Raw genomic sequence first — 20,532 nt, forward strand, 5'->3', positions numbered from 1 at the left:
CGTACCGGGGGCGGGGGCGGGCCGTGCGGCCCGTCGCTCAGCCCTTCCAGGACCGGTGCACGGTCCCTTCCTCGACCTCGAAGTTCAGCCGGCCCGCCTGGTACTCCATGGTGATGATCGCGCCCGGCGGCAGCGACCTGACGGTGCTCCAGCCTCGCTCGCGAGCACGTTCCTCGGCCCGCTGACGGTCCAGACCGACATAGGTCTCCACGTCGTCGTCCGGTTCTTTCGGAAGGTTCGGTACAGGCGCCATGGCGCAACCGTATGCCTCTCCGACGACGTACGGAAGGGCGGTCCTGACACACCTGAGTGTTCCCGGTGTCCGGCATCGGTCACACTTCTGTCACAGCCCGCCGAGGCCGGTTCACCGCCACTTCCGTCACCCGGACGAGCCGTCCCGGTATCACTTCGGCAACGGAGAAAACCGGCCCGATTTCTTCTTGATCGAATTCCGTGAACCCGTCGGGACAACTCCCGTCGCACCCCGGAAATCAACGACCGCGAGGCACCGGATTCCCTTTACCCGATGCACGTTGTCGAGCGTCCCGTAATCTTCCGACGGCTCACACTCCGCTCACATTTCCCGCACAGGCACCGGTCCTGCCGGTCGCATGGCACGGGGCCGCACGGGTACGCGGGGACGGCCCGGAGCACGGTGGCGGGAACGGCCGACGCCCCCTCGCGCAAAGGGCGTTGCGGCGCGCATGATGAGCGGGTCCCAGTACGTCCTGCCGTGATGGCGAGTCCGAGCACGTCCTGACGACGAACGAGGTGGCGCGGATGGGAACAGTGGCACCGGAGGCGGGCACCGGGACGGTCGCGGCCCGCCGGCCGGGCAGAGTCGTGGTCGACTGGCTGACGACGACGGACCACAAGAAGATCGGCCACCTCTACCTGATCACGTCCTTCGGCTTCTTCCTGGCCGGCGGGGTGCTGGCTCTCCTGATGCGGGCCGAACTGGCGCGCCCCGGCCTCCAGATCCTCACCAACGAGGAGTTCAACCAGGCGTTCACGCTGCACGGCACGATCATGCTGCTGCTGTTCGCCACCCCGGCCTTCGCGGGCTTCGCCAACGAGATCATGCCGCTCCAGATCGGGGCGCCCGACGTGGCGTTCCCACGCCTGAACATGCTCTCGTACTGGCTCTTCCTCTTCGGCGGCCTGATCGTGGTGGGTTCGCTGCTCACCCCGAGCGGCGGCGCGGCCTTCGGCTGGACCGCGTACGCGCCGCTGAACTCCATGGTCCGCTCCCCCGGCATCGGGCACGACATGTGGATCATGGGGCTGGCGCTGTCCGGCTTCGGGACGATCCTGGGCGCGGTGAACTTCCTGACCACGATCATCGGGATGCGGGCGCCGGGCATGACGATGTTCCGGATGCCGATCTTCACCTGGAACGTGCTCTTCACCTCGATCCTCGTCCTGGTCGCCTTCCCGGTGCTCGCGGCGGCGCTGCTGGTGCTGGAGGCGGACCGGCGGTTCGGCTCGGTGGTCTTCGAGGCGGAGTGGGGCGGGGTGCTGCTGTGGCAGCACCTCTTCTGGTTCTTCGGCCACCCGGAGGTCTACATCATCGCGCTGCCGTTCTTCGGCATCATCACCGAGATCATCCCGGTCTTCTCCCGGAAGCCGATCTTCGGGTACACCATGCTGGTCGCCGCGACCATGGCGATCACCGCGCTGTCGCTGATGGTCTGGGCGCACCACATGTTCGCCACCGGCGCCGTGCTGCTGCCGTTCTTCTCGTTGCTGTCCTTCCTGATCGCGGTGCCCACGGGCGTGAAGTTCTTCAACTGGATCGGCACGATGTGGCGGGGCTCGCTGTCCTTCGAGACACCCATGCTGTGGGCGGTCGGCTTCCTGGTGAGCTTCCTGTTCGGCGGGCTGACCGGGGTGATCCTGGCCTCCCCGCCGCTGGACTTCCACGTCACCGACACCTACTTCGTGGTGGCCCACTTCCACTACGTCGTCTTCGGCACGGTGGTCTTCGCGACCTTCGCCGGCTTCTACTTCTGGTGGCCCAAGTTCACCGGGAAGATGCTCGACGAACGGCTCGGGAAGATCCACTTCTGGACGCTGTTCGCCGGCTTCCACACCACGTTCCTGGTGCAGCACTGGCTGGGCGTGGAGGGCATGCCGCGCCGGTACGCCGACTACCTCGCGGCCGACGGCTTCACCGCCCTCAACACCCTCTCCTCCATCGGCGCCTTCCTGCTCGGCGTCTCCACGCTGCCGTTCCTCTACAACGTCTGGAAGACCAGCAAGTACGCGCCGAAGACCGACCTGGACGACCCCTGGGGCCACGGCCGTTCCCTGGAGTGGGCGACCTCCTCGCCCCCGCCGCGCCACAACTTCCTCACCCTGCCCCGCATCCGCTCCGAGTCCCCCGCCTTCGACCTGCACCACCCGGGGACGGTGCGCAGGACCCTCATGGAGGAGGACGCGCGGCTCAGGCCGACGCCCGGGACAGACGGTCCCTGACCTCCCGTATGCGGTCCGCGAGTTCGGGCGGCTCGCGGACCTCGAAGTCGAAGCCGGTCATCGCCAGGTGCACCACCAGCGCGTCCGGGTTCGGCGCTCCGGTCCGCAGCAGGCAGCTGCGGTCGTCCACCGCCTCCAGCGTGCCGGCCATCGGCGAGACGCGCTGCGCCGCCTCCGCGAGCGGTACGTGCAGCAGGACGGTCGCGGACACCGCGTACGCGGCCGTGGAGACGCCCTGGGAGACGTAGGCCGCCAGGTCCTCGGCGGGCGGCGTACGGGGCGCCACGCGCGGACCGTGCGGCGGGGTGGGGGTGATCCGGTCGGCGCGGAAGGTCCGCCAGTCGGCCCGGCCGGTGTCCCAGGCGACCAGGTACCAGCGGCGCTGGGCGCTGACCAGGCGGTGCGGCTCGACGGTGCGCCGGGAGACCGTGCCGTCGTGCGTGGCGTACTCGAAGCGCAGTTGCTGCCCGTCGCGGCAGGCGGCGGCCAGCTCGGTGAGCACGGCGGCGTCGACCCGGGGGCCCGCGCCGCTCACCAGCGGGACGGTGAAGGCGTTCAGGGCGCTGACGCGGTGCCGCAGCCGGGCCGGGAGCACCTGCTCCAGCTTGGCGAGCGCCCGTACGGAGGTCTCCTCGATACCGGCGATGCCGCCGACGGCCGCGGTGCGGAGCCCGACCACGACCGCCACCGCCTCCTCGTCGTCGAGCAGCAGCGGCGGAAGCTCGGCGCCCGCACCCAGTTGATAGCCCCCGGCGGTGCCGGGGGCCGAGTGCACGGGGTAGCCGAGCTCCCGCAGTCTTTCGATGTCACGGCGGACGGTGCGCGGCGTCACGCCCAGCCGGTCGGCGAGGTCCGGACCGGACCACTCGCGGTGGGCCTGCAGCAGCGAGAGCAGGCGGAGCAGGCGTGCCGAGGTCTCCAACATGCGCCAGAGTCTGGCAGCACTTGCGGACAACCGCTGTCCGCGACCACGACCGCGCCTGCTCCGCACCCTCCGTCGTCGCCGGTGTGCGCGCCGGCTACCAGCGGTACCAGCGCGCCCGGCCGCCTCCCGTGCCGGTCGAACGGAACAGGAAGCCCAGCAGCCACACGACGAGTACCGCCACCGCGATCCACCACAGCGCCTTGAGTGCGAAACCGGCACCGAACAGGATCAGCGCGAGCAGCAGGACCAACAGGACAGGAACCATGATTTGCACCTCCGCTCTCCGGGTGCCCCTTTCGTCGCGGGTCAATCGGGGGCGTGTGAGGTACCGGGGGCGCGTTCGCCGCGGCGTGGGTCAGGACGGGTCCTGCGCCCTCGCGACCCGGACGGAGAGGTCGTTGTCGACCGTGAAGTACGGGCCGACGCGGACCTGCCCGCCCGGAGCGCCGATCGGCATCGCCGGGTACGTGAAGATCTGCTTCTTGTCCGGTACGTCGTCCAGGATCCGGGAGATGCGCACCGGGTCGGCTCCTTCGCCGGTCCGCACCCACAGGTCCCACCGCTCGGTGCCGGACCGCCAGTGACCGGCCAGCGGGCCGTGCGGCAGGACGAACGCGAAGTCCGGCCCGTCGCCCTGGAGCGGGATCGTGACCGTGTGCCCGTCGTGCCGGGCACGGGCCTCGGCAGCCGCGCCGGAGGCCAGCACGGCGCCGTAGAGCCGGCCCTCGACGGTGATGCCGTCCGGGGCGACCTGGATCTCGCCGGCCTCCGCGTGCGGGCCGCGCAGCCAGCTGCGCAGCGCGAGGTTGCCGTACTTGGTGGCGTACGGGATCCGGACGCCGAGCCGGCCGATGGCGGCCAGCGGGCGCCGGTCCACCAGCGACCGCAGGTCGTTCAGGCCGGGCAGCAGGCGCTGCGGGTCCCCGGCGTCCCCGAGGTCGGCGTAGACGTTCCACCGTCCCTCGGGCAGTGCGACCGTGCTGGGCAGCACGGCCCGCAGCCGGCCCGAGCCGTTCGGCCCGAGCGGCAGCCGGATCTCGTCGGCCGGTGTCTCGCCGCCGCGCAGCCGGAGCACCAGCGCGGCGTTCCAGACCGTGCCCGCTTCCTCGCCGGCGGGCACGGGAACGGCGATGTCGAAGGTGAGACCGCCCGCGGAGTCCGCGATGCAGTCGGCGCGCAGGGCGGTCCGCTCCGGCCGGGTACCGGACCCGGTGCCGGTGGCGGGCAGTTGCATCGACGCGCTCATGCCGTCCGCACTCCTCTCAGTGCGGCGTGCGCCGCGTCCTTGGTGGCGTAGGCGCCGCTCAACAAAGCTCCTCTGGTGCGGTGGACCGTGGCGCGCAGCACGCCCCGGCCGCCGCCGGTGGTCAGGTCGCCGAAGAGCGCTTCGTACCGCCCCGCGATCCGCGCGGGATCGAAGCGGGCCGATCGCGCGAGGGCGGCCCGGCCCATCCGCTGCCGGCGCTCGTCGTCGTTGATCAGCTCCAGCAGCGCACCCGCGACGGCGTTCTTCTTGCCGACCGGCACCAGCCGGCCGTCCACGCCGTCCTCGATGATCTCGCCGGGACCGTGCGGGCAGTCGGTGGAGACCACCGGCAGCCCGCACCGCATCGCCTCCACAATCGTCATCCCGAAGGACTCCAGGCTGGAAGTGACGGCCGCGATGGAGCCCTTGGCCCACTCCGGGTCCAGCGGGTTGGCCGGGCCCATCAGGTAGATGTGGTTGTACAGGCCCAGTTCGTCGATCAGGGCGCGCAGGGCCTGCTTCTCGGCACCGCCGCCGTAGATCCGCAGCCGCCAGTCCGGGCGCTGTTCGACGACCGTGGCGAAGGCGCGGATCAGCAGGTCGTACCGCTTGACCCGGGCCAGCCGACCGGCCGCGACGACCCATTTGCCGGTACCGTCGGCGGGCTGGACGCCGGGCTCGGGCACGCTGTTGGGCACCGCCTCGATGCGTACGCCGGGCAGCCGCAGTCGCTTGCGGTAGGACCGCGCGTCCGCCTCGGTCACCGTGGTCACCGCGTCCAGCCGCGGGTAGACCGCGCGCAACTGGCGGGTGAGCGCCCTGCCGTGCGTGTCGAGGGTGAGGTGCTCCTGCCCGACGCGTGCCACGCCCCGCCTGGCCTGCCGGGCGATGTGGACGTTCAGTCCGGGCCGGGTCCCCACCACGACGTCGGCCTCCAGGGACCGCAGGTGGGCGGCGATCCGCCGGTCGGTGAGCTCGCTGTACTGCCGGAAGCGGCCCTCGGCCGACGGGAAGACGCGGGCCTCGCGGAGGAACGCCGGGTCCTCCCCGTCGTATCCGGGGCTGTCCTTGCGGAGGTCCACGAGATGCCGCAACCTGACCCGCGCTCCGGGCTCGAAGACCGGCACATCACGGTGGCGGAAGACAGACACGATCTCGACGTCGTGCTGCTCCGACAGCGTGCGGGCGAGGTTGTACGTCGTCCGGATCGTGCCGCCGATGCCGTATGCGTTGTGAATCAGGAATGAGATGTGCATCCGTCCCCGTATCCCATGGTTTTCGCGCGAACGTAGCCAGGCGTCCGCCTACCAAACGGTTAGACCGAGGCTGGAGGTTTCGGGTTGGCTCCTTTCGTTATTTTGTTCCGGAAACGTGAGCAAATCGGTAGCGAGGATCAGGAACCTCGGAGCGATGGTTCGCATCCAGGGGGGCGAGTACCCCCGCCCGCAGTCCGTACCGCCGCGCACAGGCCGGCCAGGCGCCCCAGCCCTGTTGGTCCTGCACCCGCTCGGCGACCTGGATCTGCTCCTTGCGGGTGGCCAGGTCCGGCCGGGCGGCGAAGGCGAGGCCGCCGGCCGCCTCCCAGGTCGCCTGGGTGAACTGGAGGCCGCCGTACAGGCCGTTGCCGGTACGGGCGTCCCAGTTGCCGCCGCTCTCGCACTCGGCCAGGCACCCCCAGGGCCAGTCCTTGCGAGAGCAGTCGGCACCCCCTGGCACGCTCCGCGTCACCGCGCCCGGCGCCCCCCGCCGGCCCGCCGGCCGCGACGTCCCGGGCCCCGTCGGCAGCGGCGCTCACCCCCGCTCCGCCCGGGAGCAGGGCCACCAGGACCGCCAGTGTGAGGACGGGCCGGCGGACGGCACGGACGACGAGGCGCGCGCGGCGCGCCGTACGAGGCGGCAGCGGCGGGGCCGTACGAGGCGGCAGCGGCCGGGCCGTCGCACGAAGACACGGGGAGAACTCCGACAGTTCGAGCATCGCCGCAGGCTAGCGGCGTCCCGGCGGACCGGCCGCGCGGCACGCGACCGAACGGCGTGTGCCCCACCCGGTCGGGTGACCGGGCGGGGCACGCCGCCACCGCCGCGCCATGGGGACGGGGACACACGGGCGGTGGCGGCGGATCAGACCGTCAGGCGCTGGCCGGGCACGATCATGTGCGGATCGCCGCCGATGACGGACCTGTTGGCCGCGTAGAGCGTCTTCCAGCTCACGCCGCGGGCCGAGGCGATGGAGCCGAGCGTGTCGCCCTGCCGGACGGTGTAGCCGCCGTTCTGGCCGCCCCGGGAGCGGCCCCGGTCCGCGCGGCTCTCGCGGACCGCCCGGTTCTCGGCCTTCCGGGAGGCCGAGACCTCGCCGCCGCCGGCCGATGGCGCGCTGCCGGAGGCGTTCGCCCGGGCCGAGCACACCGGCCAGGCGCCCCAGCCCTGGACCCGCTGCACCTTGGCAGCGACCGCGATCTGCTCGGCGCGGCCCGCCTGGTGGGCGCTGGGCGCGTACGCGTGCCCGCCGAACTCCCGCCAGGTGGAGGCGGAGAACTGCAGTCCGCCGTAGTAGCCGTTGCCGGTGTTGATGTTCCACTTCCCGCCGCTTTCGCAGGCCGCGATGCGATCCCAGACGCCGCCGTCAGCGGCCCGCGCCTCGGAGGCGGTGGTGGCCAGCAGTGCGAGCGGCGCCACCAGCGCCGCCCCGGCGAGGGCGACGGTTTCACGACGCATGGAGCCCATTCGAAAAGGCATGGATGTCCTTTCGGAGAGCCCGGGGCCTCCCCCGGGCGGCGCGGCACGGGGCGCTCAGGACGCCCTTGTGCCGCTCCGCCCCGCCCGCCGCGGGTCCTGCGCAGCGCCGCTCCGCGCGTCTCGTGGGGCGCGGCGCTGCGCTGGTACGTACTGCGGTACTGCCGTGCTGCCGGTTACGGACGGCGGGCGTCCCCGGGCGGTGCTCGGTGCACACGGCCGGAGAATGTAGGGAGCCGCGCGGCACGGCATCAACCAATCCGCTGTCGGGGCAGGCCAGTCGCGCGTTACTAAAGGTACCGACGAGTTCCGGCCACCCCATAGATTCCGTGATATCGGGATTTGTCGGCCTGTCGATCTCCCGGCCTGTGAGCCACCTCACCTCATTCGGAATCGTGGCACGCACACGCGGTGGCGGTGAGTGACCGCCTCCGGGGTGGTGTTCACCCTGTGCGCCGATCGGTTCGATTCCGTTCACGCTCGCGCGTGACTCCTGCCACAGATCGCCCGTTGTCTTTTTACGACGCCGGGAACCGCCCGGCAGCCGCACACAGATCGAGGAGTCAGCCGTGCCCCGCATGCTCGACGTCAGTGACGACGTTCGCGCCGAGATCGGCGACGAGGAGGCCGACCGCCTGCTGGCCGGCGACAACGCCCCCGGCGCTTACGACTGCACCTCCTGCCGCACTCCGGGCGACAGCGAGCAGGAGCGCACCAGCACCGTCCTGTTCATCGGCGAGGAGACCGCCGTGCTGGCGTTCGCCCACGCCACGTGCATCCCCTCGCAGGTCGTCTCGGTGGCCGAGGAGCAGCTGAAGGGCGCCGTCCGCTCCATCACCGGCGAGCCCCCCGCCGACGCGCCGCCCGCCCCGCGTTCCGAGAGCGGCACCCCGGTCCCCCGCCAGGCGACCCTGGGCGTGACCTGCGGCCTGGTCCTGGTCGAGGACGACCTGCGCCCCGCCCTGGTGGTGGAGCCCAACGGCCCGATCGCCCGCCCCGGCTCGGCCGACCTCGACGACCACTTCCTGCCGCTGCTGATGGAGCAGGGCTTCCACCCGGTCACCGACATGGCCGTACTGCCGGCCGGCGGCACCGGCTGGTCCGTGCTGCTCGCCATGGGCCAGCTGCACGCCGTGCTCCAGGACAGCGGCGAGACCGGCGGCCAGAACGCCTGGTGGAAGGCGCATCAGCCGCTCCCGGTCTCCGACGGCTGGCGCGCCGCGGTCAACAAGACCCGGACGGTCCTGGTGTACGCCGCGCCGCACGGCTCGATCGGCCAGCAGCCGCGCGAGGACCTGATGCGCGAGGCGCTGGAGAAGGCGGCGGCGCAGGGGAAGCTGGTCGCCCTCGCGATGCCGCTGGCCGGCACCTGAGCGACGGCTTCGCCGGCTGCCGGGCGGCCGCCTCCCGACCGGGGCGGCCGTCCGGGCGGTCGCGTACGGGTGTCCGAGGCGCCACGCGCAGGCGGCGGAAGCCCTGCGCCATCGGCATTCCTGAGCCCTCCGCGGTTCCGCGTATGCCCCACGATCAGCCAATTCGTCACCGAAGCCGCATCCCACGGGCCTCCGGGTCGTTGGCACAGACGTGCACCCATACGACCCGTCCCCCCGCGCCCCGTTCCACTCCATCCCCGGCATGCGCCCGTCGTACGAGCCCGCCGCGCACCACCACGACCGTGGCTCGGCCACGCCGATCTACGACGCGCTCTACGCCGAGTACCGCCGCTCCTTCCGGGCGCTGCCCGGGGACCGTACGGGCGAGGACGAGCTGAGCCCGGAGGTACTGCGGCGGATCTGGCGGCGCAGCACGCCGCCGGCGGCCGGCCGCCGGGAGGTGCCGCTGCCACCGCAGCACTCCCGGAACCACGTCCCGGCCGCGCTGCCTCCGGCGCCCCGCGACAACCGCCCGTACCACCACTGAGCCGCCGCTGAGCGGCTGCCGCACCGCCCGCCGGACACGTCGCCTGGGCACGGCCCGGCAGCGAGGAGCCCCGCCCAGGACCCCGGCGGGGGTCCTGGGCGGGGCTCCGGAAGCGGCGTCCGCCGTGCGGTTACTTCTTCTTGCTGCTACTTCTTCTTGCTGCGCTTCTCGCGGACCCGCACCGAGATGTGGATCGGGGTCCCGTCGAAGCCGAACTCCTCACGCAGCCGGCGCTCGATGAACCGGCGGTAGCCCGCCTCCAGGAAGCCGGAGGCGAAGAGCACGAACCGCGGGGGCTTGGTGCCCGCCTGCGTACCGAAGAGGATGCGGGGCTGCTTGCCGCCGCGTACCGGGTGCGGGTGGGAGGCGACGATCTCACCGAGGAAGGCGTTCAGACGCCCGGTGGGCACCCGGGTCTCCCAGCCGGCGAGCGCGGTCTCGATGGCCGGCACGAGCTTCTCCATGTGCCGTCCGGTACGCGCCGAGACATTGACCCGCATCGCCCACGGGATCTGCACGAGGTCCCGCTCGATCTCCCGCTCCAGGTAGAAGCGGCGCTCCTCGTCCAGCTGGTCCCACTTGTTGTACGCGATGACCAGCGCGCGGCCCGCCTCGACGGCCATGGTGATGATCCGCTGGTCCTGCACGCTGATCGACTCGCTCGCGTCGATCAGCACGACCGCGACCTCGGCCTTCTCCACGGCGGCCGCCGTACGCAGCGAGGCGTAGTAGTCGGCGCCCTCCTGGAGGTGGACGCGCTTGCGGATACCCGCGGTGTCCACGAACTTCCAGGTCTTGCCGCCCAGCTCGATCAGCTCGTCGACCGGGTCGCGGGTGGTGCCGGCCAGCTCGTTGACGACCACCCGCTCCTCGCCGGCGACCTTGTTCAGCAGGGAGGACTTGCCGACGTTCGGGCGGCCGATGAGGGCGATGCGGCGCGGGCCGCCGACGGTGGCGCCGAAGGTCTGCTGCGGCGCCTCGGGCAGCGCGTCCAGCGCGGCGTCCAGCAGGTCGCCGGTGCCGCGGCCGTGCAGGGCCGAGACCGGGTACGGCTCGCCGAGGCCGAGCGACCACAGCATGGCGGCGTCCGCCTCGCCGGAGGGGCCGTCGACCTTGTTGGCGCACAGCACGACCGGCTTGCCGGAGCGGCGCAGCAGCTTCACCACGGCCTCGTCGGTGTCGGTCGCGCCGACCTTGGCGTCCACGACGAAGACCACCGCGTCGGCCGCCTCGATCGCGAACTCCGCCTGGGCTGCGACGGACGCGTCGATGCCGAGCACGTCCTGTTCCCAGCCGCCGGTGTCGACGACCTTGAAGCGGCGGCCGTTCCAGTCCGCCTCGTAGGTGACGCGGTCGCGGGTGACGCCCGGCTTGTCCTCGACGACGGCCTCACGGCGGCCGATGAAGCGGTTGACGAGGGTCGACTTGCCGACGTTGGGGCGGCCGACGACGGCGAGGACGGGCAGCGGGCCGTGGCCGGCCGCCGCGATGTCGCCCTCGACCTCGTCCAGGTCGAAGCCCTCCTGCGCGGCGAGCTCCATGAACTCCGCGTACTCGGCGTCGCCCAGCGCGCCGTGCTCGACGTGCTCGTCGCCGGTGGGGATCTGGTCGTTCATGAAGTCCGTTCCTCGTTCTGCGTGGTCGGTGGGCCGTGTCGGCCGGTTCCGCGGCCGCCGTGCGGCCGGTCGGTGCGGCTCAGCGGCCGGTCAGGCGCCTGGCGTCGGTCAGATGGGCGGTCAGCCGCTCCTGGATGCGTACGGTCGCCTCGTCCAGTGCCTTGCGCGTCCGCCGCCCCGAGCTGTCCCCCGCCTGGAAGGCATCGCCGAAGACGACGTCGACGCGGCCGCGCAGCGGCGGCAGCGCCGGTATGACCCGGCTGCTGCGCTCCGCGCTGCCCAGGACCGCGACCGGCACGATCGGCGCTCCCGAGCGTACGGCGAAGTACGCGAGCCCGGCGCGCAGCGACGCGAAGTCACCCTCGCCGCGGGTGCCCTCGGGGAAGATCCCGAGGACTCCGCCGCGCTCCAGGATGCCCAGCGCGTGGGTGACGGCGGTCCGGTCGGTGCTCGTCCGGTCGACCTTCACCTGCCCGATGCCGCGCAGGAAGGGGTCCAGCGGACCGGCGAAGGCTTCCTTCTTGATCAGGAAGTGCACCGGCCGCGGCGCCGTACCCATGAGCATGGGCCCGTCGATGTTGTGGGAGTGGTTGACCGCGAAGATCACCGGGCCCGCCGCCGGCACCCGCCAGGCGCCCAGCACCCGTGGTCGCCACAGGCCGTTCATCAGGCCGATGCCGATCCGCCGCCCGACCGCGGCGCCGTCGGCGCTCGGCAGTTGGCCGGAGTCGGTCACCGGTCGGCCCGCCCCGCCTCCACGGTCTCCGCCGCCGGGCCGGCCTTCTCCGCGATCTTCGCCTCGATGAGGGTGACCACGCACTCGATGACCTGCTCCAGGGTCAGCTCGGTGGTGTCCACCTCGACCGCGTCGTCGGCCTTGGCCAGCGGCGAGGCCTTACGGGAGGAGTCCGCGGCGTCCCGCTTGATCAGCGCCTCGCGGGTGGCGGCCAGGTCGGTGGCCTCCTTGCCCTTCAGCTCGCCGCTGCGGCGGGCGGCACGCGCCTCGGGCGAAGCCGTGAGGAAGATCTTCAGGTCGGCGTCGGGCAGCACGGTCGTACCGATGTCCCGGCCCTCGACGACGATGCCGCGCTCGGCGGAGCCGGCGATGGTCCGCTGCAGGTCCGTGATCAGGCTGCGCACCTCGGGGACGGCGCTGACGGCGCTGACGGCGGAGGTGACCTCCTTCGTGCGGATCGGGCCCGAGGCGTCCTGCCCGTCGACCGTGATGGTCGGCGCGGCCGGGTCGGTGCCGGAGACGATCGCAGGCTTGGCGGCGGCCGTGGCGATGGCGGTCGGGTCCTGGATGTCGACGCCGTTGGACAGCATCCACCAGGTGATCGCGCGGTACTGGGCACCGGTGTCCAGGTAGCTGAGCGCCAGCTTGGCGGCAACCGCCTTGGACGTGCTGGACTTGCCCGTGCCGGAGGGGCCGTCGATGGCGACGATCACTGCTGCCGGGGCGGTCCGGGCGGCGGTTTCCACGGTGACGAACACCTTTCCTTGTGCACGGGGCGGGGATCCTGGGGCCCGATGGGCCTCGGACAAGGTTACCGGGTACACGCAGGCGCGTTTTCCCCGCACGGGAGTGGGGGGTTTGTGAGGCTTCCGGGGACGTCTACTGGCGGATGGACCAGCCGCGCTCGCGGAGCGCCGCGGTCAGCGTCGGCACGGCCGTCGGTTCGACGGTGAGCTGGATGAAGCCCGCCTGCTGCCCTGTCGCGTGCTCGATCCGCACGTCCTCGATGTTGACGCCCGCCTGCCCGGCGTCGGCGAAGATCCGCGCGAGCTCGCCCGGCTGGTCACCGATGTGCACGGCGACGGTCTCGTAAGCGGCCGGGGCCGCGCCGTGCTTGCCCGGCACCCGCTCGCGGCCCGCGTTGCCGCGCCGCAGCACGTCCTCGATGCCGTCGGCGCCCGTACCGCGCTTGGCCTCGTCGGCGGACTGCAGGGCGCGCAGCGCCTGCACCGTCCCGTCCAGGTCGGCCGCGATCTCCGCCAGCACGTCCGCGACCGGCCCGGGGTTGGCGGAGAGGATGTCGATCCACATGCCGGGGTCGGAGGCGGCGATCCGGGTCACATCGCGGATGCCCTGCCCGCACAGCCGTACGGCGGTCTCGTCCGCCCTCTGGAGGCGTGCCGCGACCAGGCTGGAGACCAGCTGGGGGGTGTGGCTGACCAGGGCCACCGCACGGTCGTGCGCGTCGGCGTCCATGACGACGGGGACCGCCCGGCACAGCGCCACCAGCTCCAGCGCGAGGTTGAGCACCTCGGTGTCGCCGTCCCGGGTCGGTGTGAGCACCCAGGGCCGGCCCTCGAAGAGGTCGGCGGTGGCGGCCAGCGGCCCGGACCGCTCCTTGCCGGCCATCGGGTGCGTACCGATGTACGGCGTGAGGTCCAGCCCGAGCTCCGCCAGCTCGCGGCGCGGCCCGCCCTTGACGCTGGCCACGTCCAGGTACGCGCGGGCCGTACCGCGGCGCATCGCGTCCGCCAGCGCCCCCGCGACGTGCGCGGGCGGCACCGCGACGATCGCCAGGTCGACCGGGCCCTCGGGCTCCTCCACGGTGCCCGCGCCGAGCGCCGCCGCCGTACGGGCCTGCGCGGCGTCGTGGTCGGCGAGGTGCACCCGGACGCCGCGGGCGCTCAGCGCCAGCGCGGCCGACGTGCCGATCAGGCCCGTCCCGATGACGATCGCGGTCCTCACTGGGCGATGTCCTTCCGCAGCGCGCCCGCGGCGCCGAGATAGACGTGCGCGATCTCCGCCTTGGTGAGCTCGCTCTCCACGTGCGCCAGGATCCGCACCACGCGCGGCATGGCCCCGGCGATGTCCAGCTCCTGCGCGCAGATCAGCGGCACGTCGGTGATGCCCAGCTTCCGGGCCGCGACGGCGGGGAAGTCGCTGTGCAGATCGGGCGTGGCCGTGAACCACACGCTGATCAGGTCGTCCGGTACGAGGCCGTTGCGCTCCAGGATGGCGGTCAGCAGCGCGGCGACCTGCTCATGCATGTGCTCCGCATCGTCCCGCTCCAGCTGAACGGCCCCTCGGACCGCACGTACCGCCACGTCCCTGCTCCCTCTGCTTCCGACACGTACCGAATCTTCGTTGCCGTGCCAATGAACTCATGAATCAGCGTATCGACCCCCGCGCCCGGCCGCCGACCACGCCCGCCCTGCGAGACGGGTCTCCGCCACCGGTGGCCCCGCCGGATGCGCGTGACACCGTACGCGCCGGGCCCCACGGTCCGGAGGCGTGCCTGCCGAGATCACCCGGACCACGCCCTGGTCACCGGCCACACCGTCTACGGCTGCGTCACGGGCTCCCGCGCGTTCGGGCCGGCGACGGCGGACAGCGACACCGGCCGGCGGGGCGTCCACCTCGCCCCTACGGCCCTCTTCCGGCGCTTCGCGAAGCCGCCGCCGCGCAGGTCCACATCGGAGTCGCGGGAGGGGAAGCCGTACAGGTGGGCGCCCGAGACGGTCGCGAAGAGCAGCGGGGTCTCGGGGGTGTCCTGCTCGGCCACGACCGCGCCCAGGTCCGTGCCGCCGGGCAGGCCGGCGGCACGGAGAGCCGCGTCCACGGTCACCGGGCGTCCCAGAGCGCGCCCAGCGCCAGCAGTTCCTCGCGGTACTCGATGCGGTCGGTCCAGGCCGCCGGCCAGGCGTCGGCGCCGAGGTGGGCGCCGGCGAAGGCGCCGGCCAGGCAGGCGATGGAGTCGGAGTCGCCGGCGCTGACCGCGCCGCGGCGCAGCACCCCCACCGGGTCGTCGGGGAGGAGGAGGAAGCAGAGCAGCCCGGCGGCCAGGGCTTCCTCGGCGATCCAGCCCTCGCCGACGGACAGGCAGGGGTCGGCCTCCGGGTCGGGCGCGCGCAGGGCCGCGTCGAGGCGGTCCAGGACGCCACGGCACTCGTCCCAGCCGTACGCGATGAACGCCTCGGGCGACGCGGCACCGGCGTGCTGCCACAGGTCGCCGAGCCAGTCGGCGTGGTAGGTGGTGCGTTCGGCGTGCACGTACGTACGGAGCAGGCGGGGCAGCTCGGCGGGGTCCGCGCCCTGGGCGAGGAGCCGTACCGCCCACGCCGTGAGGTCGCTGGCCGCAAGGGCGGTGGGGTGGCCGTGGGTGAGGGCCGACTGGAGCTGCGCCGCGCCGGCCCGCTGCTGATCGGTCAGACCGGGGGCCAGGCCGATCGGCGCGACCCGCATGTTGGCACCGCAGCCCTTGGAGCCGGTCTGGCTGGCCGCGGCCCAGGGGCGGCCCGCCTCGCTGAGCAGCCGGCAGGCGGTGAGGCAGGTGTTGCCGGGGGCGCGGTTGTTGTCCGGGGAGCGCCACCAGTCGAGGTACTCCTGGCGCAGCGGGGGCTCCAGCGTCGCCGCGTCGAGCGGACCGCGCTCCATCGCCGTGCGCAGGCCGCGTCCGAGGGCCAGCGTCATCTGGGTGTCGTCGGTGACGTAGGCCGGCTCGGGCAGCGCCAGCTGCCGCCAGGGGCCGTACGTGGCCTCGATCGACGCCACGCTCCTGAACTCGGTCGGGTAGCCGAGCGCGTCGCCGAGGGCGAGCCCGAGGAGCGAGCCGGTCGCGGGATCCTTCGCGGACATGAGAAAAACCACCCCTTAGTCGTCATGGTGACGATAAGGGGTGGTCCACCGCTGCCGCAACTGCCGGCGGCCGGTGCGCGGCCGGGCACGGCCTAGAGGTCGACCTCACGCATCAGCATGCCGACCTCGGTGTTGGTCAGCCGGCGCAGCCAGCCGGACTTCTGGTCACCGAGCGCGATCGGGCCGAACGAGGTCCGGACGAGCTTGTCGACCGGGAAGCCGGCCTCCGCGAGCATCCGGCGCACGATGTGCTTGCGGCCTTCGTGCAGCGTGACCTCGACGAGGTAGTTCTTGCCGGTCTGCTGCACGACCCGGAAGTGGTCGGCCCGGGCGTAGCCGTCCTCCAGCAGGATGCCGTCCTTGAGCTTCTTGCCGATCTCGCGCGGCAGCGGGCCCTGGATGGCGGCGAGGTAGGTCTTCTGCACGCCGTACCGGGGGTGGGTCAGGCGGTGCGCCAGCTCACCGTGGTTGGTGAGCAGGATGATGCCCTCGGTCTCGGTGTCCAGCCGGCCGACGTGGAAGAGCCGGGTCTCGCGGTTGGTGACGTAGTCGCCCAGGCACTGGCGGCCGTCGGGGTCCTCCATGGTGGAGACGACGCCGGCCGGCTTGTTCAGCGCGAAGAAGAGGTAGGACTGGGTGGCGACGGTCAGGCCGTCCACCTTGATCTCGTCCTTCTCCGGGTCGACGCGGACGCCCTGCTCGGTGACGATCTCCCCGTTCACCTCGACGCGGGCCTCGTCGATCAGCTCCTCACAGGCGCGCCGCGAGCCCATGCCCGCGCGGGCCAGCACCTTCTGGAGCCGCTCGCCCTCCTGGTCGCCGAAGGTCTTCGGCGTCTTGATCTGCGGCTTGTCGTACCGGGCGCGGTTGCGCTCCTCGATCTGCGCGTCGTACTCGCGGGGGCGGGCCGGCGCGGAGCCGCGGGTGCGGTGCCCCTTGGCGCCCTTGCCCTCCTGGCTGCGGGGGCTGCCCTTCGGGCCGCCCTTGGCGCCGCCGCGGGCCGCCGCGCCGCGTCCCTTGCGGGGCCCGTCACCGGGGCCGCCCGAGCCGGATCCGCCGACGTCGTAGCGGCGCTCCTCGGGACGGGGCTTGCGCGCACGCTGCTGCTTCTCGTCGCGCTTGTTGCCCGCGCCCCGGTAGTTGCCCCTACCGCTGCTGTTCCTGCCGCTGCTTCGCATCAATGATCCGTCTAGTTCGTCTGACCCGTGTGGGAGTCGCCGCTGTCGTCTACGTCGAACGACGGCACACCTTCCCGGGAGTCGCCCTCGACCGCGTCCGCCTCGGGGAGGAAAGGGGCGAGCTCGGGGAGCTCGTCCAGGCCCCGCAGGCCCATCCGCTCCAGAAAGTAGTTCGTCGTCCTGTACAGGATCGCACCTGTTTCGCCTTCCGTGCCCGCCTCCTCGACCAGACCGCGCTGGAGGAGGGTGCGCATCACGCCGTCGCAGTTGACACCGCGTACGGCCGAGACCCGGGACCGGCTGACCGGTTGACGGTACGCGACCACGGCCAGAGTCTCCAATGCGGCCTGGGTCAGCCGGGCCTGCTGGCCGTCCAGGACGAAGCTCTCCACGGCGTCCGCGTACTCGGGGCGGGTGTAGAACCGCCAGCCGCCCGCGACCAGCCGCAGGTCGAAGCCGCGGCCCTGGCGGGTGTACTCGTCCGACAGCTCACGCAGCGCGATGGCCACGTCGCGGCGGCGGCGCTGCAGCACCTTGGCGAGGTGCTCCTCGGTGGCGGGCTCGTCGACGACCATCAGGACGGCTTCGAGCGCGGGCTTCAGGTCCAGCGCCGCGACCCCGAGGGCGCCGGGCGGCGCTTCGGGAGTGCCAGGGGCCTGCGCCTCAGGGAGGTCGTACGTCTCTTCGGCGGTGCCGGTCTCGGTCATGCCGTCTCCTTCTCGGTCCTCGCCCCGGCCCGCTGCTCCGCCGGGCGGTCGAACTCGTCCGTGACGACGGGTTCGGCGCCGTCCTCCGTGCCGGCCCAGCGGACCGTCAGCTCGCCCAGCGCCTCGGGCTGGTCCAGGACCACCGCGCGCTCCCGGTACAGCTCCAGGAGCGCCAGGAAGCGGGCGACGACGGTGAGCGTGTCCGGGGCGTCCTCGGTCAGCTCCTGGAAGGACGCCTCGCCCGCCTCCCGGAGCCGCGCCACCATCACCTCGGCCTGTTCGCGCACGCTGACCAGCGGGGCGTGGATGTGGTCGACGTACACCTGCGGCTTGGCCTTGGGCTGCATCGCCTTCACGGCGAGCTTGGCGAACCCCTCGGCGCCGATGCTGATGACGACCTCGGGCAGCAGCTCCGCGTGGTGCGGCTCCAGACCCACCGTACGCGGGTAGCGGCGCGCCTCGTCCACCATGCGGCGGCTGAAGATGTCGGCGACCTCTTTGTACGCGCGGTACTGGAGCAGCCTCGCGAAGAGCAGGTCGCGCGCCTCCAGGAGGGCGAGGTCCGCCTCGTCCTCGACCTCGGCGGCGGGCAGCAGCCGCGCGGCCTTCAGGTCCAGCAAGGTCGCCGCGACGACCAGGAACTCCGTCGTCTGATCCAGGTCCCAGTCCGGGCCCATGGCCCGGATGTGCGCCATGAACTCGTCGGTGACCTGCGAGAGCGCGATCTCCGTGACGTCCAGCTTGTGCTTGGAGATCAGCTGCAGGAGGAGGTCGAAGGGGCCCTCGAAGTTCTCCAGGTGGAGGGTGAACTTCCCGTCCCCGGCGACGGTGGCGTCCGCGGGCGCGGCGGGCCCGGCCTCTTCAGGGGCGGCGGGCCCGGCCCCTTCGGACTCTGCGGGTCCGGCCTCCTCGGGGGCCGCGGGCCCGGCTTCCTCAGGCTCAGCGGGCCCGGCCTCCTCAGGCTCGGTCCGCGCGGGCTCCGGGGGTGCGGCGGCCTCCGGCTCGTTCTCCGGGGGCGGCGCCGTGCCCGGGCCGTGGCCCAGGGAGCGGCGCGGGGTGCGCGGGGCGGGCGCTGAGGGGTCGTCGTGGGTCGTCGGCATCGTGGTCCATACGCTGCGGTCCCGTGCCGTACGCGGCGCCGGGCTGGTCACCGGCGGGCGGCGCCCGCCGGTGTCCGAAGGCTAACCCGGCACCCGCCCACCGGCGGGGACCCGGCCGCCCGGGCGGCCGGAGTTCCCCGGCATGGCTGCCAGGAGCCGCTCAGCGGCCCCTCAGACGCCGCACGAGGATGCTGGCGTCCCCGCGGGACTCCAGGTCCGCGAGGACGACCGCGACGGCCTCACGGACGATCCGTCCGCGGTCGACCGCGAGGCCGTGCTCGCCGCGCAGGACCAGGCGCGCGTGCTCCAGGTCCATCAGCTCCTCGGCGGAGACGTACACGGTGATCTTCTCGTCGTGCCGCTCCCGGCCGCTGGGACGGCGGTTCGCGCCCCGGCCGCGCCGCCGGGCGGCGCCCCCGGTGGCCGGCGTCCCCGCGCCCGCCGCTGCCGCGGGCTCCTGCCGGCGGCGCCCCTTGGCGGCCTCGTCGGCCGTGTCGCGTCCGCTGTGCTGCTCCGGGGGCACCGCGGCCCCGGACGCCGCGGCAGCGGGTTCGCCCTCCGGACGGCGCTGTGCGGCGCCCCCCTGCTGCGGCGCGGCCGGGTCGGCCTCGCCGCCCGGCGCGGGCACCCGGGGCGTCTCGCCGTTCGCGGGGGTGCCGTTCGCCGGCCTGCGGGGCGAGGAGGACTGCAGCGCCGTCCCCCCGGTGGTGCGGAACAGCTCATCGGCGCCGGGCAGACTCACTCGGCGTGACACCGGGCGAGCACCTCCCTGGCGAGCTGGCGGTAGGCGGCGGCACCTACGGAGTTGGACGCGTACGTGGTGATCGGCTCGCCCGCGACCGTGGTCTCGGGGAAGCGGACCGTCCGGCCGATCACGGTGTGGTACACGTGATCGTCGAAGGCCTCCACCACGCGCGCGAGGACCTCGCGGCTGTGCACGGTGCGCGAGTCGTACATCGTGGCGAGGATGCCGTCCAGCTCCAGGTCGGGGTTGAGCCGCTCCTGGACCTTCTCGATCGTCTCGGTCAGCAGGGCCACACCGCGCAGCGCGAAGAACTCGCACTCCAGCGGGACGATGACCTTGTGAGCCGCCGTCAGGGCGTTGACCGTGAGCAGGCCGAGCGAGGGCTGACAGTCGATCACGATGTAGTCGTAGTCGGCCAGCAGCGGCTTCAGGGCACGCTGCAGGGTCGACTCGCGGGCGACCTCGCTGACGAGCTGCACCTCGGCGGCTGACAAATCGATATTGCTGGGGAGCAGGTCCATGTTGGGGACCGCGGTCTTCAGCAGTACCTCGTCGGCCGACATGCCCCGCTCCATGAGCAGGTTGTAGACCGTCAGGTCCAGCTCCATGGGGTTCACGCCGAGGCCGACCGAGAGGGCGCCCTGCGGGTCGAAGTCGACCAGCAGCACCCGGCGGCCGTACTCGGCCAGCGCGGCACCCAGGTTGATGGTCGAGGTGGTCTTGCCGACCCCGCCCTTCTGGTTGCACATCGCGATGATCTTCGCCGGGCCGTGCTCGGAGAGCGGCCCGGGGATCGGGAAGTAGGGAAGGGGCCGGCCGGTCGGGCCGATGCGCTCGCGGCGCTGGCGCGCGGCGTCCGGCGCGAGCGTCGCCGCGTACTCGGGGTCCGGCTCGTACTCCGCGTCCGGATCGTAGAAGTGCCCCTCGGGCAGGTCGTCGTAGTCGGCGAAGCGGGCCGGGTGTGTGCCGCCCTGGTCGCCGGCCGTGGCGTTCACTTGATGGCCGTCCATGCTCTGGTGGGCTGTCGTCGTCATGCTCTTCTGGGCTGCGAAGGTGTGGACAGCGACGGAGCCGACAGCCTCGTGCCCCGAGGGACCCTGGCCCCGTGCAACCGCTCCTGGTCGACCACCTCCGGGAGTAAATGTCGACTCATTCACAAGTCGTCTTACCTCCTTGGATGTGACCAGGAAACTTATCGATAGGTCAGCGTGACACCATGCCGACGGTTGGCGACTCTATGGCGTGTCGGGCGTCCGCAGCAACACAATCCACCGGACCCGGCACGATGTGTCGGCA

At 72.6% G+C, this 20,532-nt stretch carries 21 protein-coding genes and 2 pseudogenes; 4 read left to right on the plus strand and 19 right to left on the minus strand.

The window, feature by feature from the left end:
- Nucleotides 1-37: 37 nt before the first annotated feature.
- A complete protein-coding gene (locus tag AAC944_RS09195; RefSeq protein WP_030624582.1) occupies nt 38-253 on the minus strand; it encodes an I78 family peptidase inhibitor in 216 nt (71 codons plus the stop codon).
- 527 nt (nt 254-780) lie between these two features.
- Here AAC944_RS09195 and ctaD point away from each other — a divergent pair.
- Entirely contained in the window at nt 781-2,478 is a 1,698-nt protein-coding gene (gene ctaD, locus AAC944_RS09200) for an aa3-type cytochrome oxidase subunit I (protein WP_030624580.1), read from the plus strand.
- On the opposite strand, the gene AAC944_RS09205 is transcribed toward ctaD, so the two are convergent.
- The 6 genes from AAC944_RS09205 to AAC944_RS09230 all read right to left on the minus strand — a co-directional run bounded on the left by AAC944_RS09205 (nt 2,447) and on the right by AAC944_RS09230 (nt 7,361).
- Nucleotides 2,447-3,403, minus strand: a complete 957-nt coding sequence (locus AAC944_RS09205) for a helix-turn-helix transcriptional regulator (protein WP_030624577.1) — start codon at nt 3,401-3,403, stop codon at nt 2,447-2,449. The two genes, ctaD and AAC944_RS09205, sit on opposite strands and share 32 nt — an antisense overlap.
- A gap of 94 nt (nt 3,404-3,497) precedes the next feature.
- On the minus strand, nt 3,498-3,668 hold the full coding sequence (locus AAC944_RS09210) for a hypothetical protein (protein WP_030624574.1): 171 nt from the start codon (nt 3,666-3,668) through the stop codon (nt 3,498-3,500).
- A gap of 90 nt (nt 3,669-3,758) precedes the next feature.
- Complete coding sequence (locus AAC944_RS09215; protein ID WP_368397060.1) at nt 3,759-4,649, minus strand: hypothetical protein; 891 nt, start codon at nt 4,647-4,649, stop codon at nt 3,759-3,761.
- Nucleotides 4,646-5,905 (minus strand): glycosyltransferase family 4 protein, encoded by a 1,260-nt coding sequence (locus AAC944_RS09220; protein WP_030624569.1) that lies wholly within the window; start codon nt 5,903-5,905, stop codon nt 4,646-4,648. Before AAC944_RS09220 ends, AAC944_RS09215 begins: the two co-directional genes overlap by 4 nt.
- Before the next feature lie 97 nt (nt 5,906-6,002).
- Entirely contained in the window at nt 6,003-6,365 is a 363-nt protein-coding gene (locus AAC944_RS36495; protein WP_438272789.1) for a transglycosylase family protein, read from the minus strand.
- A gap of 402 nt (nt 6,366-6,767) precedes the next feature.
- Nucleotides 6,768-7,361 (minus strand): LysM peptidoglycan-binding domain-containing protein, encoded by a 594-nt coding sequence (locus AAC944_RS09230; RefSeq protein WP_368397061.1) that lies wholly within the window; start codon nt 7,359-7,361, stop codon nt 6,768-6,770.
- Nucleotides 7,362-7,948: 587 nt separating this feature from the next.
- On the opposite strand from AAC944_RS09230, the gene AAC944_RS09235 reads away from it, so the two are divergent.
- Together AAC944_RS09235 and AAC944_RS09240 are read left to right on the plus strand one after the other, a co-directional pair.
- The gene (locus tag AAC944_RS09235) at nt 7,949-8,752 is read left to right on the plus strand and encodes a DUF8842 C-terminal domain-containing protein (protein ID WP_030624560.1); all 804 of its coding nucleotides are present in this window, start codon (nt 7,949-7,951) and stop codon (nt 8,750-8,752) included.
- A gap of 262 nt (nt 8,753-9,014) precedes the next feature.
- On the plus strand, nt 9,015-9,299 hold the full coding sequence (locus AAC944_RS09240; protein WP_051872420.1) for a hypothetical protein: 285 nt from the start codon (nt 9,015-9,017) through the stop codon (nt 9,297-9,299).
- Between the two features lie 146 nt (nt 9,300-9,445).
- On the opposite strand, the gene der is transcribed toward AAC944_RS09240, so the two are convergent.
- The 5 genes from der to aroH all read right to left on the minus strand — a co-directional run bounded on the left by der (nt 9,446) and on the right by aroH (nt 13,975).
- Nucleotides 9,446-10,915, minus strand: a complete 1,470-nt coding sequence (gene der / locus AAC944_RS09245) for a ribosome biogenesis GTPase Der (RefSeq protein ID WP_030624547.1) — start codon at nt 10,913-10,915, stop codon at nt 9,446-9,448.
- Nucleotides 10,916-10,994: 79 nt separating this feature from the next.
- Nucleotides 10,995-11,651, minus strand: coding sequence for a lysophospholipid acyltransferase family protein (locus AAC944_RS09250; RefSeq protein ID WP_030624546.1), 657 nt, complete (start codon nt 11,649-11,651; stop codon nt 10,995-10,997).
- Nucleotides 11,648-12,409 carry a (d)CMP kinase gene (cmk, locus tag AAC944_RS09255; protein ID WP_030624544.1) on the minus strand — a complete coding sequence of 254 codons (762 nt, stop codon included), beginning with the start codon at nt 12,407-12,409 and terminating at the stop codon, nt 11,648-11,650. The genes AAC944_RS09250 and cmk overlap by 4 nt, the downstream gene beginning before the upstream one ends.
- Before the next feature lie 121 nt (nt 12,410-12,530).
- On the minus strand, nt 12,531-13,616 hold the full coding sequence (locus tag AAC944_RS09260) for a prephenate dehydrogenase (RefSeq protein WP_030624542.1): 1,086 nt from the start codon (nt 13,614-13,616) through the stop codon (nt 12,531-12,533).
- A complete protein-coding gene (aroH, locus tag AAC944_RS09265) occupies nt 13,613-13,975 on the minus strand; it encodes a chorismate mutase (RefSeq protein WP_030624540.1) in 363 nt (120 codons plus the stop codon). The genes AAC944_RS09260 and aroH overlap by 4 nt, the downstream gene beginning before the upstream one ends.
- 144 nt (nt 13,976-14,119) lie before the next feature.
- Between aroH and AAC944_RS09270 the strand changes: the two are divergent.
- A pseudogene (locus AAC944_RS09270) lies at nt 14,120-14,272 on the plus strand (hypothetical protein); the annotation flags it as partial.
- 56 nt (nt 14,273-14,328) lie between these two features.
- Here AAC944_RS09270 and AAC944_RS09275 read toward each other — a convergent pair.
- From AAC944_RS09275 to AAC944_RS09305, 7 genes and pseudogenes are all read right to left on the minus strand, one after another.
- Nucleotides 14,329-14,496, minus strand: a pseudogene (locus AAC944_RS09275) (DNA polymerase beta superfamily protein); the annotation flags it as partial.
- Nucleotides 14,493-15,506, minus strand: a complete 1,014-nt coding sequence (locus AAC944_RS09280) for an ADP-ribosylglycohydrolase family protein (protein WP_030624536.1) — start codon at nt 15,504-15,506, stop codon at nt 14,493-14,495. The gene AAC944_RS09280 and the pseudogene AAC944_RS09275, both read right to left, overlap by 4 nt.
- 92 nt (nt 15,507-15,598) lie before the next feature.
- Entirely contained in the window at nt 15,599-16,684 is a 1,086-nt protein-coding gene (locus AAC944_RS09285; protein WP_030624533.1) for a pseudouridine synthase, read from the minus strand.
- Between the two features lie 11 nt (nt 16,685-16,695).
- Nucleotides 16,696-17,391 (minus strand): SMC-Scp complex subunit ScpB, encoded by a 696-nt coding sequence (gene scpB / locus AAC944_RS09290; RefSeq protein ID WP_037773568.1) that lies wholly within the window; start codon nt 17,389-17,391, stop codon nt 16,696-16,698.
- Nucleotides 17,388-18,491, minus strand: coding sequence for a segregation and condensation protein A (locus AAC944_RS09295; protein WP_368397062.1), 1,104 nt, complete (start codon nt 18,489-18,491; stop codon nt 17,388-17,390). Before AAC944_RS09295 ends, scpB begins: the two co-directional genes overlap by 4 nt.
- A gap of 160 nt (nt 18,492-18,651) precedes the next feature.
- On the minus strand, nt 18,652-19,233 hold the full coding sequence (locus tag AAC944_RS09300) for a hypothetical protein (RefSeq protein WP_030624524.1): 582 nt from the start codon (nt 19,231-19,233) through the stop codon (nt 18,652-18,654).
- Nucleotides 19,230-20,246 (minus strand): ParA family protein, encoded by a 1,017-nt coding sequence (locus AAC944_RS09305; protein ID WP_030624509.1) that lies wholly within the window; start codon nt 20,244-20,246, stop codon nt 19,230-19,232. The genes AAC944_RS09300 and AAC944_RS09305 overlap by 4 nt, the downstream gene beginning before the upstream one ends.
- Between the last annotated feature and the right edge of the window lie 286 nt (nt 20,247-20,532).

This window comes from Streptomyces sclerotialus, assembly GCF_040907265.1.
Lineage (GTDB): Bacteria > Actinomycetota > Actinomycetes > Streptomycetales > Streptomycetaceae > Streptomyces > Streptomyces sclerotialus.